Raw genomic sequence first — 15,228 nt, forward strand, 5'->3', positions numbered from 1 at the left:
TGACCCAGCGACGATGAGGAAGGCCCCTGCCATGCCCGCCGAGAACCCCCGCCCCCGCCCCGAGGACGCCGCCGAGAACGCCGCCCGCGCGGAGGCCGCCCCCGGCTGCGCCTGCGGCCACACCGATTCAGCCCCCGCCTGCGGATCCGACGGAGGAGTCCGCACGACCACGCGGCGTCGGGCCCTGGCCGGTGCCGGGGCCGCGGCCGGGGCCGCCGCGCTGCTGGCCGCCTGCGGTGACGGCAAGGACTCCGCGACGGATGCGGAGACCATCGCCGAGCCCCTGGACCTCGCCGGCACCGACGAGGTCCCGGAGGGCGGGTCCGTGCAGAAGGCGAAGGACGGCACGACCGTGCTGCTGACCCAGCCGAGCAAGGGCGAGTTCAAGGCGTTCTCCACCGTGTGCCCGCACCAGGGCTGCACCGTGAACGCCGACGGCGCCCAGCTGACCTGCCCGTGCCACCACTCCGTGTTCTCCATCGAAGACGGCTCCGTGCAGGCCGGGCCCGCCCAGAAGCCGCTGCCCGAGTTCACCGCGCAGGTCAAGAACGGGCGGATCATCGTCAGCAGCTGACCCCCCCGCGCACAGGGGACGGAGACGACGGCAGGCCTCCCGCCCGGATCGATCCGGGCCGGAGGCCTGCCGTCGTCGGTGGAACGGGCCCTACTGCTGGCGCACCAGGTTGCGCAGCACGTACTGCAGGATCCCGCCGTTGCGGTAGTACTCCCGCTCCCCCGGGGTGTCGATGCGCACGACGGCGTCGAACTCGGTGGTCTTGCCCTCCGGGTGCTCGGCGGTCACGTGCACCGTCTTGGGGGTGCGGCCCTCGTTCAGCTCGGTGACTCCCGTGATGGAGAAGGTCTCCGTGCCGTCCAGGCCCAGGGACTCGTGGGACTCCCCGGCCGGGAACTGCAGCGGCAGCACGCCCATGCCGATCAGGTTGGAGCGGTGGATGCGCTCGAAGGACTCGGTGATCACCGCGCGCACCCCCAGCAGCCGGGTGCCCTTGGCCGCCCAGTCGCGGGAGGACCCGGTGCCATACTCCTTGCCACCGAGCACCACCAGCGGGGTGTTCTCCTCCGCGTAGTGCTGCGCGGCGTCGTAGACCGCGGCCTGCTCGCCGTCGCGGGTGAAGTCGCGGGTGAACCCGCCCTCCACGCCGTCCAGCAGCTGGTTCTTGATGCGGATGTTGGCGAAGGTGCCCCGGATCATGACCTCGTGGTTGCCGCGCCGGGATCCGTAGGAGTTGAAGTCCTTGCGCTGCACCCCGTGGGAGGTCAGGTACTGCCCCGCGGGGGTGTCCGTCTTGAAGGAGCCCGCCGGGGAGATGTGGTCCGTGGTCACCGAATCCCCGAGCTTGAGCAGCACCCGGGCGCCGTGGATGTCCTCCACCGGCTCCGGGTCCATGGCCATGCCCTCGAAGTACGGGGGCTTGCGCACGTAGGTGGACTCCTCATCCCACTCGAAGGTGTCTCCGGTGGGGGTGTCCAGGGACTGCCAGCGCTCGTCGCCGTCGAAGATCGTGCCGTACTCGGTGGTGTACGCCTCCGTGGACACGGAGTCGTCGATGATCTTCTGCACCTCGGTCGGGTCCGGCCAGATGTCCTTGAGGAACACGTCGTTGCCGTCCGGGTCCTGGCCCAGGGGGTCGTTCTCGAAGTCGAAGTCCATGGACCCGGCCAGGGCGTAGGCGATGACCAGCGGCGGGGACGCCAGGTAGTTCATCTTCACGTCCGGGTTGATCCGGCCCTCGAAGTTCCGGTTGCCGGAGAGCACCGAGGTGACCGAGAGGTCCTTCTCGTTCACCGCCTGGGAGACCTCGTCCTCCAGGGGCCCGGAGTTGCCGATGCAGGTGGTGCAGCCGTAGCCGACCACGTAGAACCCGACCTTCTCCAGGTCCGGCAGCAGCCCGGCCTTCTCGTAGTAGTCCGTGACCACCTTGGAGCCCGGGGCGATCGAGGTCTTGACCCACGGCTTGGAGGTCAGACCCTTGGCCGCGGCGTTGCGGGCCAGCACACCGGCGGCCATCATCACGGACGGGTTGGAGGTGTTGGTGCAGGAGGTGATCGAGGCGATCGCCACCGCGCCGTGGTCCATCTCGAACTCGCGGCCATCCGGCATCGAGACCTCGATGGGATCCGAGGCGCGACCCTCCGCCCCGGCGGCGGCCGAGACGGTCGCGCGCGGGCGCTCCTGCTCCTCCTGCTCCTCGGTCGCGGAGTGGCTCGGGGCGTCCGAGGCGGGGAAGGACTCCTTCTCCTGCTCGGAGACGTCCTCGTGCACGTAGTTGGTCAGGTCCGAGCGGAACTGCTCCTTGGCCTTGGTCAGCTCGATGCGGTCCTGCGGGCGCTTCGGGCCGGCGATGGACGGGACCACGGTGGACAGGTCCAGCTCCAGGTACTCCGAGTAGGCGACCTCCTGGGAGGGGTCGTGCCACAGGCCCTGCTCCTTGGTGTACTTCTCCACCAGGGCCACCTGCTCCTCCGAGCGCCCGGTCAGGCGCAGGTAGTCCAGGGTGACCTCGTCGATCGGGAACATCGCGGCGGTGGAGCCGAACTCGGGGCTCATGTTGCCGATGGTCGCGCGGTTGGCCAGGGGCACCTCGGAGACGCCCTCGCCGTAGAACTCCACGAACTTGCCGACCACGCCCTGCTCGCGCAGCATCTGGGTGATGGTCAGCACGACGTCGGTCGCGGTGGAGCCGGCCGGGATCTTGCCGGTGAGCTTGAAGCCCACGACCTTCGGGATCAGCATGGACACGGGCTGGCCGAGCATAGCGGCCTCCGCCTCGATGCCGCCCACGCCCCAGCCCAGCACGCCCAGGCCGTTGACCATGGTGGTGTGGGAGTCGGTGCCGACCAGGGTGTCCGGGTAGGCGCGCAGGACGCCGTCGACCTCACGGGCCATGATGGTGCGGGCCAGGTACTCGATGTTGACCTGGTGCACGATGCCCATGCCCGGGGGCACGACCTTGAAGTCCTCGAAGGCCGTCTGACCCCAGCGCAGGAACTTGTACCGCTCGCCGTTGCGCTGGTACTCGATGTCCATGTTGCGCTCGATCGCGTCCTTGTTGCCGAAGGAGTCGATCTGCACGGAGTGGTCGATGACCAGCTCGGCCGGGGCCAGCGGGTTGATCTTGTTCGGATCCCCGCCCAGCTCCTTGACGGCCTCGCGCATGGTCGCCAGGTCCACGATGCAGGGCACGCCGGTGAAGTCCTGCATGATCACCCGCGCGGGGGTGAACTGGATCTCGGTGTCGGGCTCCGCGGTGGGGTCCCAGGAGGCCAGCGCCCGGATGTGGTCCTCGGTGATGTTGGCACCGTCCTCGGTGCGCAGCAGGTTCTCCAGCAGAACCTTGAGGCTGTAGGGCAGGTTCTGGGAACCCTCGACCTTGTCCAGCCGGTAGATCTCGTACTCGGTGCCGTCGACGTCCAGGACGTCCTTGGAACCGAAGCTGTCCACGGTGCTCATTGCGTGGCACTCCTCTCGCCGCTTCATGGTCCAGGCCCAGCTGCCGTCCTCGTCCGGTGGGATCCCAGCGGTCGCGTGCCCGTGAGTGGGGCGCCTTCGCCTTCTTCCGGTGTGTGATGCAGACCTTTGGAGACACAGTGACGCTAAGCCTTCGCCGTGCAGTCTACCCGCTCACCCCCGCCACCCCAGCATCGGGACGTAGCCGAGGCCACTCCGTCGGGGTGCGTCCGGCGGCAGGGCACGGCGCGGCCCCTCCCCTGACGCGGCCCACCGTTCAGCTCGCGCTCAGCGGGAGCGGTCCGGGCCCGGCTGGAAGACGGCGACGGCCTCCAGATGGTGGGTCTCGGGGTACAGATCCAGTCCCCGCACCGCCGTGGGCTCCCAGCCGTCCGCGCGCAGGAAGCCGGCGTCCCGGCCCAGGGCCGCCGGGTCGCAGGCCACGTACACGATGCGCCGCGCCCCGCAGGCGGCCAGCCGCCGCATCACGGCGCGCCCGGCCCCGTCCCGCGGAGGATCCAGCACGACGACGTCGGGGGTCCCGGTGCGGGGCCTGCCGGTCAGGGCCCGCTCCACCGCGGCGCGCTGGGCGATGACCTTCGCCCCCCGCGAGCCCTCGGTGCGGGCCGGACCCTGTCCTGCCAGATTGTGCCGGGCGTCCCCGGAGGTGACCGGGGAGCCCTCCACGGACCACACCGTGCCGCCCGCACCCACCTGGTCCGCGGCCAGCGCCGCGAACAGCCCGGCCCCGCCGTACAGGTCCCACACGGTGTCCGCCGGGCGGACGTCGGCCAGCTGCCGGACGGTCTCGGTCAGGGCGGCCGGGGCCAGCCGGTGGTTCTGCCAGAACCCGCCCGCACCCACGCGGAAGCGCAGCGGGGCGGGGGCATCGGGCCGGTCCGGGCTCGGCACGGGGAGGGTCTCCACCACGTGGTCATCCCCGCGCAGCACGATCGGCTGGGGCCGGGGGCCGCGGCGTCCGGGGATGCGCGCCGGCTGCAGGACCGCGGAGACCTCGACGTCGGCCGGGCAGGCATCCAGGGCCACATCCAGCTCCCGGCCCAGCGGCGCCAGATCCTGCGTGTCCGGGGCGGCCGTGAACAGGATCAGCGGCCGGCTAGCCGAGCCCGCACCCGCCGAGGGGGCGGCGACGTCGATCCGGGAGACCCCGGGGAAGCGCCCCGCGCCCAGGCCCAGCTCCTGGATCTCCCGCACCGCCAGGGGGAAGCGCTCCACCGGGATGACCCGCTCCTCGTGGTAGGGGTGCATCCCGGGGCGGCCCTCGTCGTCCACGGCGAAGTGCACCCGGGTGCGCCAGCCGCCGTGAGCCCCGTAGGGCTCCGGGTCGGAGTGCCCCTGCCGGTCCGAGCTCCCCGCGGCGGCCAGCACGGCCGGGTCCGCTAGCGCCGCGGGATCGACGACCGTCAGCTGCTCCAGCAGGGGGGCCGCGGGATCCATCCCGCCCAGGCGCACCAGCTGCTCGCGCAGCACGTCGGCCTTCAGCAGGCGCTGGCGCTCGGGGCGGATGTGCCCGTACTCCATGCCGCCGACCGGGTGCAGGGTGCGCAGGGCATCGGCGGCGGGCCACGGGTGCTCGCGCCGGTCCGGGGAGGCCTCCAGGACCTCGAGCAGCCTGGCCTCGGCGTAGCGGCCCTTCGGGCCCAGGCCGGTGACCTCCACCAGCACGGATTCGCCGGGGATCCCGTGGCGCACGAACACCACGCGGTTCTCGTGCCGACCCAGCGCCGCCCCGCCGTGGGCCATGCCGGTCAGGCGCACCGCGAACTCGTCGCCGATCCTCATCGCTGTCCTTCCGCCGTCTGCGTCGTCTCCGAGGCCGCCGGTTCGCCCGGGGCCTGCCCGTCCACGACCCGCGGGGTCTGCGTCGGATCGGGCACGTCCTGCCCGTCCTCGCGGCCCAGCCGCCAGGGCACCACCGCGGTGATCACCCCGGGCTCGCGGCGCAGGGCCCGCACCAGCCGCCGGGAGAGCCGGTGGTGCAGCAGGACCTGCCACCAGTGCTCCACCACGTAGTCCGGGATGTAGACCACGACGACGTCGCGCGGGGAGCGCTTCAGGAAGCGGCGCACGTGGCGCACCACGGGGGCCACCGGGTCCCGGAAGGGCGCGGCGAGGATCGTCAGGGGCACGGGCACCTCGTAGCGGTCCCACAGGGCTCGGATGCGGTGGGTGCGGGTCTCGTCGATGTTCAGCACCAGCGCCTCGATGCTGGAGGGCCGGGAGGCCCTGGCGTAGGCCAGGGCCCGCAGCGCGGGCAGACGCAGCCGCGGGATGACGACCATCGCGTGCACCCGGGAGGGTAGGGCCTTCAGGGGGTTGTTCTCGCGCACGGCCAGCTCCTCATCGACTCGCTCGTAATGGCTCTTGATCCGCAGACACAGCCAGGTTCCCACGAGCACGACCAGGACCGTGACCCAGGCGCCCTGCACGAGCTTGGTCACCAGCACGATCAGCAGCCCGAGCACGGTCGCGGCGAAGCCCACGCAGGTGACCAGCTGGTCGCGGATCAGCCGCTTGCGGGGCAGCCGGTCCAGGACCAGGCGGATGCTGCGGTGCCGGGTGCGGATCACGGCCGCCTGGGTCAGGGACATCGAGAACAGCACGCCCAGCACGTACAGCTGGATGAGGTCGTTGACCTGGGCGCCGAAGGCCAGGACCACGAGGCAGGCCGCGACCCCGAGCAGCAGCACGGCGTTGGCGTAGACGGCGCGGTTGAGCCGGGCGTTCAGGTGCACGGGCAGGTAGCCGCGCCGTGCCATCGCGGAGGCCAGCACCGGGAAGCCCGAGTAGGCCGCCGCCGGGGCCACCAGCAGCACCAGGACCGTGGCGATGGGCACCAGCGCCCCCAGCAGCCCGTCGCCGAAGACCGCCCGGGAGACCTGGGCCAGCAGGGGCATCTGGTGCAGGTCCGCCGGGGCCGTCGCCCCGTCGATGACCAGCTGGCGCGGGTCCATGACGACGACGGCGCCGGTGGCCCGGACCAGGTGCAGCACCGCGACCAGGAAGACCGCGGAGACCAGCCCCATGGCCAGGAGGGTCTGGGAGGCGCCGCGTGCCCGGGGGCGGCGGAAGAACCGGGCGGAGTTGGACACCGATTCCACGCCGGTCAGGCCCACCGCGCCCGAGGAGAAGGCCCGCAGCACCAGCAGTGCCAGCCCGGCGCCGGTGACCACGGATTCCACCTGGCGGCCCGGCTGGATGCCGTAGTCCGCGCTCGGGGCGGGTCCGAGGGTGCCCGCGGCGTCCTGGGCCAGCCCGACGGCCACCAGCACCGCCACCAGCAGGACGAACAGGTAGGCGGGCACGGGGTTCAGCCGCCCGATCAGGCCGATCCCGCGCAGGCGCACCGCGGTGAGCACGGCGATGATGACCAGGCAGATCCCCACCCGGTGCCCGGCCAGCGAGGGCAGCAGGGTCACCAGGTAGGAGGAGGCCGCCGCGGCGGAGACGGCCGCGGTCAGCACGAAGTCGAACAGCAGGCTGACCCCCGCCGCGGTGCCCGCTCGGGGTCCCAGCCGATCCGAGACCACCTGGAAGTCCCCGCCGGAGCGGGCGACCTCACGCAGGTTGTACCGGTAGGTGCCGATCACCAGCAGCAGGGTCACCGCGATGAGCAGCCCCACCCACGGGGCCAGGCTCAGCGCGGCCGTGCCCGCCAGGGCCAGGACCATGACGACCTCGTCCGGGGAGTAGGCCAGGGAGGAGACGCCGTCGGCGCCGAACACGGGCATGGCCTGGCGCCGAGGCAGGGAGAGCCGACGCAGCCGCTCGGTCTCCTGGGGAGCGCCGAGGACCGCGTCGCGCAGACGGGAGCCCGGGGTTCGCACAGGCCCACGCTACCCCACCGCCTCGGGGTGCGCCGGGAGGGGACGGATGCACTACTGTGGAGCTCGGACCCGACCGCTCACCGCCCCCGTACCGCCCCGGAAGGACTGATCCCGCCGTGCCGCACTTCGTCATCATGGGTGCCGGGCGCGTGGGCGTGATGCTCGCCCACTCCCTGGAGACCGCCGGGCACACCGTGTCCGTGATCGACCGGGACGAGGCGGCCTTCCGGCGCCTGCGCGCGGACTTCCAGGGCCGCCAGATCACCGGCATCGGCTTCGACCGGGACACGCTGCGCCGGGCCGGCATCGAGCAGGCCTACGCCTTCGCCGCCGTCTCCTCCGGGGACAACTCCAACATCCTGGCCTCCCGGGTGGCCCGGGAGACCTTCAAGGTCCAGCACGTGGTCGCCCGGATCAACGACCCGAATCGCGCGGAGTTCTACCAGCGCCTGGGCATCCCCACGGTCGCCGCGGTGCGCTGGTCCACGGACCAGGTGCTGCGCCGGATCCTGCCCGAGCAGGACGTCACCGGGGACTACCGGGAGGCCTCCGGGCGGCTGGTGCTGGCCGAGCTGAAGCTGCACCCGGCCTGGGCGGGCCTGCCGCTGGAGCGCATCGAGGCCGCAGCGGAGGTGCGCATCGCGTTCATCACCCGCTTCGGCGAGGGCCAGCTGCCCGGCCCCGACACCAGCTACCAGCAGGGCGACGTCGTGCACGCGATGCTGCGCACCCAGGAGGTGGACGAGGTCGCGAAGGTCTTCGCGAATCCGCCGCAGGATCCGGAGGAGCAGGAGTACCGGGAGGACGATCGGCCCCGCCGGGCGTTGCGCCGGCGGGGGGAGGGAAGGAGCTAGCGGTGCAGGTGCTGATCGTGGGCGCGGGATCCGTGGGATCCTCGATCGCCCGGGAGCTGCTGACCCACGGCCACGAGGTGACCCTCGTGGACGAGAAGCCCGAGGCCATCGGGCGCTCCAACCTGCAGGGCGCCTCGTGGCTGATCGGGGACGCCTGCGAGCTGTCCGTGCTGCGCGCGGCCGCCCCGCAGTCCGCGGACGTGATCGTCGCGACCACCGGAGATGACAAGTCCAACCTCGTCGTCTCCCTGCTGGCCCGCTCCGAGTTCGGGGTGCCGCGCACCATCGCCCGGGTCAACAACCCCAAGAACGAGTGGCTGTTCGACGACGCCTGGGGAGTGGACGTGGCCGTGTCCACCCCGCGGCTGATGACGGCGCTGGTCGAGGAGGCCGTGGAGGTCGGCGGCGTCGTGCGGCTGCTGAACCTGCAGGCCGGCGGGGCCACCCTCATCGAGTACACCGTGCCCCACGGGCACGGGTTCATCGGCACGGAGGTCGGCGCGATCGAGTGGCCCGAGCAGACCACCCTGGTGGCGATCCTGCGCGACGGGATCCCGATCACCCCCAGCGACGACGACGTCCTGGAGGGCGATGACGAGCTGTTCTTCATCACCACCGCCCACGGGGAGCGGGAGCTGCAGCTGACCTTCAACCGCGCCGCGGGCGAGGCCAGGACCGAGGATCAGGGGGTCAGGCAGGTTCCGGACCGCGATCAGACGGCCCACGGTCAGGAGCTGTAGCCGGGCGGGAGATCAGCCACCCCAGCCACAGCACGAGCAGGTAGAACGGGGTGCCCATGACGATCCGGGCGGCCCCGAGCGGCCCCACCAGATCAGCCGCGTACAGGGGCAGCTGCACCGCCAGGCGCAGGGCCAGCATCCCCGCGAAGACCACCGTGGCCCACTGGTAGGCCCGCAGCCGCTCGGGCCGGGAGCGCCAGGCCGTGCCCTCCCCGCGCAGGAAACCGTAGAACAGCCCGATCACGGGCCAGCGGGCGACCATCGAGACGAGGGCGCCGAGCAGATAGAGGCCGTTGATCCAGAAGCCGGGCACGAAGTAGTCCGCGGCCTGGCCGGTGAAGCGAGCGAATCCGGCGCACACCAGCACTCCCGCGGCCCCGGCCAGGGACTGCAGGAGGCTGCCGCGCTGGGCCAGGCGCAGCAGGGCGGCCGCGAGGGCCGCGGCCACGGCCACCCACAGGGCGTGGCCCAGGTGCTGGGTGAAAAGGTAGACGACGAGGAAGACCAGGCTGGGCAGCACGGACTCCGCGATCCCCCGCCACCCGCCGACGGCGTGCAGCAGGTCGATGCGGCCCTGCTCGTCCCGGCGGAAGGTTCCGGAGGCGCCGTAGGAGGCGGCCAGGGTGCGCCCGAGGGAGTCCGGTGAGGCCCCGTCGGACTCGGGGTGCTGGGGCGAACGCTGTCCGGGGTCCTGGGTCACGGGTCCGGGGTCCTTTCCTGGGCGGGTCGGTCGACGCCGGTCACGGGGTGTGCCGGGAGACGATCTCGTAGCGGGGATTGTAGATGACCGGGCCGACCGCATCCCGGGCGAGCATCCCGGAGCAGCGCAGCCGCGTCCCGGCGTCGAGCCCGGGGACGCTGCGCTGGCCGTGCCAGATCAGGCGGACCCGGGCCCCCGGGGCCAGCGGACCGGGGGCGTCGGAGAGCTCCGGGGTGTCCATCGCGATCGCGGAGGTCGGCGCGGCGAAGGAGCCGCGGGCCGCCTTGGTCTGGGCGCTGACCACGGTGCGCAGGGACTGGCGGATCTCCACCTCGGCCTCGTAGCGCGGCAGGGCCCCGATCGGCTGGAGGCGCACCTCGCTGATCCGCCCCTCCACGAGCACCCGCACCCGCGGCCTCATCCCCGGCTGGTGGGACATGGACCCGTGCACCGGCAGGTACTCGGCGGTGCCGCCGCGCCGCTCGGGCCGGGGAGGGGTCGGCACCTCAGCCAATCTGGGTGACCTCGGGACCGCGCTGCGGGACCTGCAGGTCCGGCTCCTCCTGGGGCTCGGTGCGACGCACGGCCTCGGCGGGGACCTCCAGGGGCAGCAGGTCCCGCGGGGCCATCGGCTCGCGCCCGCGCACCACGACGATGCCGCGGAACAGCTCCTCCATGCGGGCGGCGGCCTGCTCCTGCACGGCCGCGTCCCCGGTGAACACCCCGCGCAGGAACCAGCGCGGCCCGTCCACCCCGACGAAGCGGGCCACGCGCAGGCCCCGCTGCCCGTCCGGCAGGCTGGCCGGGATCTTGGCCAGCACCTGGCGCCCGAAGGGCCCTTCGGTGATGTCCACCATGCCCTGCTGGGAGCGCACGGACTCGGCCAGCTCGGTGCGGATCTGGGGCCACAGCCCGCGGGACTTCGGCGCGGCGAAGGCCTGGACCTGCACGCTGGCCTGACCCTCCTCCAGCGTCACGGCCACGACCCGCTGGGACTTCTGATCCACGTCCAGGCGCAGGTTCACCCCGGGTTCGCGGCGGATGCGCAGCCCGCCCAGGTCGATGAACCCCTCCAGGTCCGCCGCGTCGACCTCGGCGAGGTCGAAGGGCCCGGTCTGGGCCCGCTGGGAGGTCCGCTCCTCGGTCTCGGAAGGGGCCTGGGCCTCCCCCGCGGCGTCGCTGACCTCGGCCTGCGACGCCGCGGGGTCCTTCCGTGCGTCATCCTTCCGCGCGGCGTCCTTCTGCTCGTCGACCGCCGGCTCCTGCTCGGCCTGGTCCTTCTTCTTCCTGCCGAATCCCAGCATGCTGCCTCAGCCTCTCCTCGTCGTCTTGGTCGTGTGCCGACCCGGTGCCGGGTCGCGTCGGTGGTGTCGTCAGCGGGTCCCGCTGGAGCCGAAGCCGCCGGCGCCGCGGGCGGCGGGTTCGTCCTCGGCGGCCAGCGTCGGCACGAGCGTGAACGCGGCGGTCTCGTGGCGCTGCACCACCAGCTGCGCGATGCGGTCCCCGCGGCGGATCGCGAAGGGCTCGCTGCGGTCGGTGTTCAGCAGGGTCACCACGATCTCTCCCCGGTATCCCGAGTCCACCGTGCCGGGGGCATTGAGCACGGTGACGCCGTGCTTCAGGGCCAGTCCGGAGCGCGGGTGCACCAGCCCCACCAGGCCGCGGGGCAGGGCCAGGGCGACGCCGGTGGGCACGGCGGCCCGGTGGCCCGGTTCGATCACGAGGTCCACCCGGCTGCGCAGGTCCGCGCCGGCGTCTCCGGGGTGGGCGTAGCTCGGCGGGTCCAGCTCGGGGTCCAGCAGCTGCAGCGGGATCTCGGTGGTCGGGCTCATGGTCTCGGGAGCACTTCCTCGGTGGACGGGATGCGAAAAGACGGCGTGTGGCCGGGGCGCCAGCCTCCCGTCTGCCGCTCGCGCCGCGGCACGCGGACGGCGTCGGGGGCCCGTAGGCCACTGTAGTTCACCGGACGGGGAACCGGCGGGGCGGGACCCTGCCGCACCGCCCGGCCCCCGGGCCGCGGGGCGTGCGGGGGTCGGGTTCGTGAGATCCTGGAGGCATGTCAGCATCCCTGCCCACCCCGCACGATGACGCCCCCGCCTCTTCCCCGGCCGTGACGGCTCCCGGGGAGGTGCTGTTCCGGGAGAAGCTGGTTCCCTCGGTGGGAACCTGGATCCTGGTGGTGGTCTTCGGCCTGGCCGTGTTCCTCATCGGGGCCCCCATCAGCATCCCGATCGGCACCGCCGTGGCCGTCGTCCTGGCGGGCCTGCTCGGGGTGATCCTCACGGCCACCTCCCCGGTCCTGGAGGTCACCCAGGACTCCCTGCAGGTGGGCCGGGCCCACATCGAACGGCGCTACGTCGGGCGGGCCGAGGCATTCCGCGGGGACGCCGCTCGGATCGCGGCGGGGCCGGCCGCGGACGGACGGGCCTACATGTGCTTCCGCCCGTGGGTCTCCCCCGTGGTGCGCATCCGCATCGAGGATCCCGCGGACCCCACCCCCTACTGGCTGGCCAACGCCCGGCACCCGGAGGACCTGGTGCGGGCCCTGGGCGGGGATCCGGACGAGCAGGACGAGCACGCCCTGGAGTACACCGAGCCGGCCGCCTCCCCGGAGGACAACCCCGGGTGGCGCCGCTGAGACTGCCCGCGCGAACGGCGGCCTTCGGGTCCGGCGGCGCCGCCGACGCAGCCGGAACGGGCGAGAGCCCGGCGGATCATGGCGGATCCGCCGGGCCCTCGCCGGTCTGGGGAGGCGCGAGCCTCAGCCCTCGCACTCCACACAGTAGTACAGGCCGTCCTCCTCGCGGGCGATCTGCGAGCGGTGGCGGACCAGGAAGCAGGAGGCGCAGGTGAACTCGTCCTGCTGGGCGGGCAGCACGACGACGGAGAGCTCCTCGTGGGACAGATCCGCCCCGGGCAGCTCGAAGCTCTCCGCGGCGGCGTTCTCGTCCTCGTCGACGACGTTGGACTGCTGATCTCCGCGGTGGGACTTCAGCTCCTCGATGGAGTCGGCGCTGGTCTCTTCGTCCTGCTTGCGGGGGGCGTCGTAATCGGTGGCCATTGGGTGAGTCACCCTTTCGATGTCGGGGGACCCGCTCTCCTCGATGAGAGCCGGTCGTGACGGATGTGCGGTCCGTTCGGCACGCGATGCTGCCCCTCGGATTCGCGGTGCAGGGGACGGTGCGGCGCCGGTAACGCGACGATTGAACACCATCGGACACACCGTGTCCAGCCGTGGCGCGCGCACGGCGTCGTCAGGGGCGGAAACAGGCCCCGCACCTGCCCGAATCCGCGCGGAGCGAACGGGTACTCTGGTCAGTGATACCCTCGCGGGAGCCGTCATCGCCGAGCCCGGCGCCGGGGCGGCGGGACCGGCGGACGGTCACGATGTCGAAGGAGAGCCGATGCAGCAGTTGCGATTCGTAGGGGTGCACGATGACGGGCAGCACCTCATCCTGGAGACCCCGGATGGCGAGCAGCGCTTCAGCGCGCCCCTCGACTCCGACCTGCGCAACGCCGTGGTCAAGGCCCGTCGCGCCCATCCGGCCCGGGGGCTGTCCGGCAACGGGGTCTTCGGGCCCCGGGACATCCAGACCCGGTTCCGCCAGGGGGCCAGCGTGGATGAGATCGTGGCCGAGTCCGGGTGGAAGCCGGAGCGGGTGCGCCGCTACGAATGGCCGATCCTCGCCGAGCGCTCCCACATCGTCGCCGAGGCCAAGGCCGTGGCGGTGACCCCGCTGCACGCCGAGCGCACCGCCGTCTCGACCCGTCCGAGCCTGCACGAGCAGATCGTGGCCGTGCGGGAGGACTGGGGCTTCGCCGAGGGCGACGCCCAGTGGAACTCCTGGCAGCGCGAGGACGGGCAGTGGAACGTCTCGGTGTCCGTGGACTACTCCCCCGCGGCCCTGGGGCAGCTGCCCGACGGCGCGGAGTTCCCGGCTCGCTTCGTCTACAACCCCGCCAACCAGACCGTGACCGCGGCCAACGCCGTCGCCGAGTTCCTCCTGGGCCGCGAGACCGGAGGGCAGGAGGCGGCGGGCCAGCCCTCCCCCGGCCCGCAGGAGCTGGACGATCAGGCGCAGGATCCGGAGGCCCCGGAGGCGGACGAGTCCGCCCCGGCCGGGCAGGATCCCGCCCCGTCGGAATCCGCGACGGCCGAGACCGACCCGGCCGAGCGTGCGGAGCTGCGCACGGTGCCGGAGCCCGCGCAGGACGCCCAGGACGAGCTGCTGGAGGAGCTGCAGCGGCGTCGCGGCCGGGCGGCCGGAACCGATCCCTCCTCCGACGCCCGCGTGCAGAGCCTCGCCGAGCGGATGGGCGAGGATGCCTCCGCCCCGGAGGAGACCGATCCTCGGGCCGACGAAGACGCCGACCACGGCCGGCACCCCGGCGCCGGGGCTCAGCGGGGCTCCGGCCGGCGTCCCTCCGTGCCCAGCTGGGACGACATCGTCTTCGGCGGTCGGCACTGATCCACACCCCCGCACGCTCCCGGGCCGCCCGCCGGACGGGATCGGCATCGACCACCACCGCACCTGATATGGGACAGTGACTTCATGGCCAAGAAACGGCGTCGTCGCGACAGCGCACAGGACCCCGCGGCCCCGCACGGCGGATCCGAGGACTCCGCCGCCCGGGAGGCCGCGGGCGCCGAGGAGTCGGCTCCGCAGACGGAGGCGACCGAGCAGGTCGCCGCGCAGGAGGAGCGCGAGGCGCTGGCACCGGGCTACGAGTACGTGGACGATGCGACCGCACAGACCGCGACGGGTCAGCCCACCGAGCCGATGGTGAGTCTGAACGATGAGCTGTTCGGCCCGCAGCTGCCCGACGATCCGGAGGCCACCGCTCAGCGGCGCCGCTGGGCGCGCCGACGCCGGCAGCAGACCGCGGCATCCGCGACGGATTCCCCCAGGACCGGGGCGACGCCGGGGCTCGATGGGGTCGCACCCGTCACGGCCGCCCGGGAGACCGCCTCGGTTCCCGAGCAGTCGGCGCCGGAAGCCCCGGATCAGGATGCGGGGCCGGCCCCGGCTCGGCGCGGGCGGGCCGGGCGGATCGCGGCCCTGGCCGGTCTGGCCGTGATCGGTCTCGGCATCGGCGCCGGGGCGACCTACCTCTACCAGCAGCGCGGGGACCAGCCAGCCCCCGCCCCGACCTCCTCGGCGCCGCGCACCACCTCGAGCTCACCCTCCCCCAGCAGCGCGCAGCCGACCCGGCAGGAGACCAGCCCGGCCCCGCAGCCCACGGTCATCGAGCCTCCGCAGCAGGGGGAGATCTCGGTGGCGCCGCAGCCGACCCAGGAGCCCACGCAGGCGCCGACCACCAGCGCCGCGCCGAGCCCGGAGCCGACCGAGGAGCCTACAACACCGGAGCCGACCCAGGAGCCCACGCAGGAGCCGACATCCGCCCCGGCGCCCGAGCCCACGACCCAGGCGCCCGCCCCGAGCACCCAGGCCCCGGCCCCGACCAACCCCGGCGGGCAGCAGCCCACCCAGGACACCCGCGGGCAGGGTGGACAGGATCAGGGCGCGCAGGATGAGAACGCGCAGTCGGGGCAGGAGGCGGGCACCGCGGGCGGCTCCGGCGGGTAGGTCTGCCGCGGACGGTGGAGCGGGGGTGC

General features: G+C 73.1%; 14 protein-coding genes. 6 read left to right on the forward strand and 8 right to left on the reverse strand.

All coding sequences use genetic code 11. The annotated features are described in order from the left end of the window. The first annotated feature begins 31 nt into the window (after positions 1-31). Positions 32-574, forward strand: a complete 543-nt coding sequence (locus KKR01S_RS05255; protein ID WP_081101581.1) for a Rieske (2Fe-2S) protein — start codon at positions 32-34, stop codon at positions 572-574. Positions 575-664: 90 nt separating this feature from the next. Here the strand turns inward: KKR01S_RS05255 and acnA are convergent, their stop codons facing one another. The 3 genes from acnA to KKR01S_RS05270 all read right to left on the reverse strand — a co-directional run bounded on the left by acnA (position 665) and on the right by KKR01S_RS05270 (position 7,317). Further along, a complete protein-coding gene (gene acnA, locus KKR01S_RS05260; RefSeq protein WP_058730302.1) occupies positions 665-3,472 on the reverse strand; it encodes an aconitate hydratase AcnA in 2,808 nt (935 codons plus the stop codon). Between the two features lie 285 nt (positions 3,473-3,757). Further along, on the reverse strand, positions 3,758-5,272 hold the full coding sequence (locus KKR01S_RS05265) for a class I SAM-dependent RNA methyltransferase (protein ID WP_061225473.1): 1,515 nt from the start codon (positions 5,270-5,272) through the stop codon (positions 3,758-3,760). Further along, the gene (locus KKR01S_RS05270; protein ID WP_061225474.1) at positions 5,269-7,317 is read right to left on the reverse strand and encodes an APC family permease; all 2,049 of its coding nucleotides are present in this window, start codon (positions 7,315-7,317) and stop codon (positions 5,269-5,271) included. The genes KKR01S_RS05265 and KKR01S_RS05270 overlap by 4 nt, the downstream gene beginning before the upstream one ends. A gap of 116 nt (positions 7,318-7,433) precedes the next feature. Between KKR01S_RS05270 and KKR01S_RS05275 the strand changes: the two genes are divergently transcribed. Next, a complete protein-coding gene (locus KKR01S_RS05275) occupies positions 7,434-8,171 on the forward strand; it encodes a potassium channel family protein (RefSeq protein WP_058730299.1) in 738 nt (245 codons plus the stop codon). A gap of 2 nt (positions 8,172-8,173) precedes the next feature. Next, positions 8,174-8,911: a potassium channel family protein gene (locus KKR01S_RS05280; protein WP_061225475.1), complete on the forward strand. Its 738-nt coding sequence runs from the start codon at positions 8,174-8,176 to the stop codon at positions 8,909-8,911. On the opposite strand, the gene KKR01S_RS05285 is transcribed toward KKR01S_RS05280, so the two are convergent. The 4 genes from KKR01S_RS05285 to dut all read right to left on the reverse strand — a co-directional run bounded on the left by KKR01S_RS05285 (position 8,862) and on the right by dut (position 11,443). Next, the gene (locus tag KKR01S_RS05285; RefSeq protein ID WP_064725256.1) at positions 8,862-9,611 is read right to left on the reverse strand and encodes a DUF3159 domain-containing protein; all 750 of its coding nucleotides are present in this window, start codon (positions 9,609-9,611) and stop codon (positions 8,862-8,864) included. The two genes, KKR01S_RS05280 and KKR01S_RS05285, sit on opposite strands and share 50 nt — an antisense overlap. 40 nt (positions 9,612-9,651) lie before the next feature. Further along, the gene (locus KKR01S_RS05290) at positions 9,652-10,116 is read right to left on the reverse strand and encodes a hypothetical protein (RefSeq protein WP_061225476.1); all 465 of its coding nucleotides are present in this window, start codon (positions 10,114-10,116) and stop codon (positions 9,652-9,654) included. Between the two features lies 1 nt (position 10,117). Next, on the reverse strand, positions 10,118-10,915 hold the full coding sequence (locus KKR01S_RS05295; protein ID WP_081046255.1) for a DUF3710 domain-containing protein: 798 nt from the start codon (positions 10,913-10,915) through the stop codon (positions 10,118-10,120). 69 nt (positions 10,916-10,984) lie between these two features. Continuing rightward, complete coding sequence (gene dut / locus KKR01S_RS05300; protein WP_061225477.1) at positions 10,985-11,443, reverse strand: dUTP diphosphatase; 459 nt, start codon at positions 11,441-11,443, stop codon at positions 10,985-10,987. Between the two features lie 224 nt (positions 11,444-11,667). Between dut and KKR01S_RS05305 the strand changes: the two genes are divergently transcribed. Further along, entirely contained in the window at positions 11,668-12,249 is a 582-nt protein-coding gene (locus KKR01S_RS05305) for a DUF3093 domain-containing protein (protein WP_081101582.1), read from the forward strand. 123 nt (positions 12,250-12,372) lie between these two features. On the opposite strand, the gene KKR01S_RS05310 is transcribed toward KKR01S_RS05305, so the two are convergent. Next, positions 12,373-12,672, reverse strand: coding sequence for a DUF4193 domain-containing protein (locus KKR01S_RS05310; protein WP_058731643.1), 300 nt, complete (start codon positions 12,670-12,672; stop codon positions 12,373-12,375). A 343-nt stretch (positions 12,673-13,015) separates the two neighbouring features. Here KKR01S_RS05310 and sepH point away from each other — a divergent pair, with 343 nt between their 5' ends. Continuing rightward, positions 13,016-14,080: a septation protein SepH gene (sepH, locus tag KKR01S_RS05320; RefSeq protein ID WP_165590124.1), complete on the forward strand. Its 1,065-nt coding sequence runs from the start codon at positions 13,016-13,018 to the stop codon at positions 14,078-14,080. Positions 14,081-14,164: 84 nt separating this feature from the next. Next, positions 14,165-15,199, forward strand: coding sequence for a hypothetical protein (locus tag KKR01S_RS05325; RefSeq protein WP_061225478.1), 1,035 nt, complete (start codon positions 14,165-14,167; stop codon positions 15,197-15,199). Positions 15,200-15,228: the final 29 nt, after the last annotated feature.

Source organism: Rothia kristinae NBRC 15354, assembly GCF_001570865.1.
Classification (GTDB): Bacteria; Actinomycetota; Actinomycetes; order Actinomycetales; family Micrococcaceae; genus Rothia; species Rothia kristinae.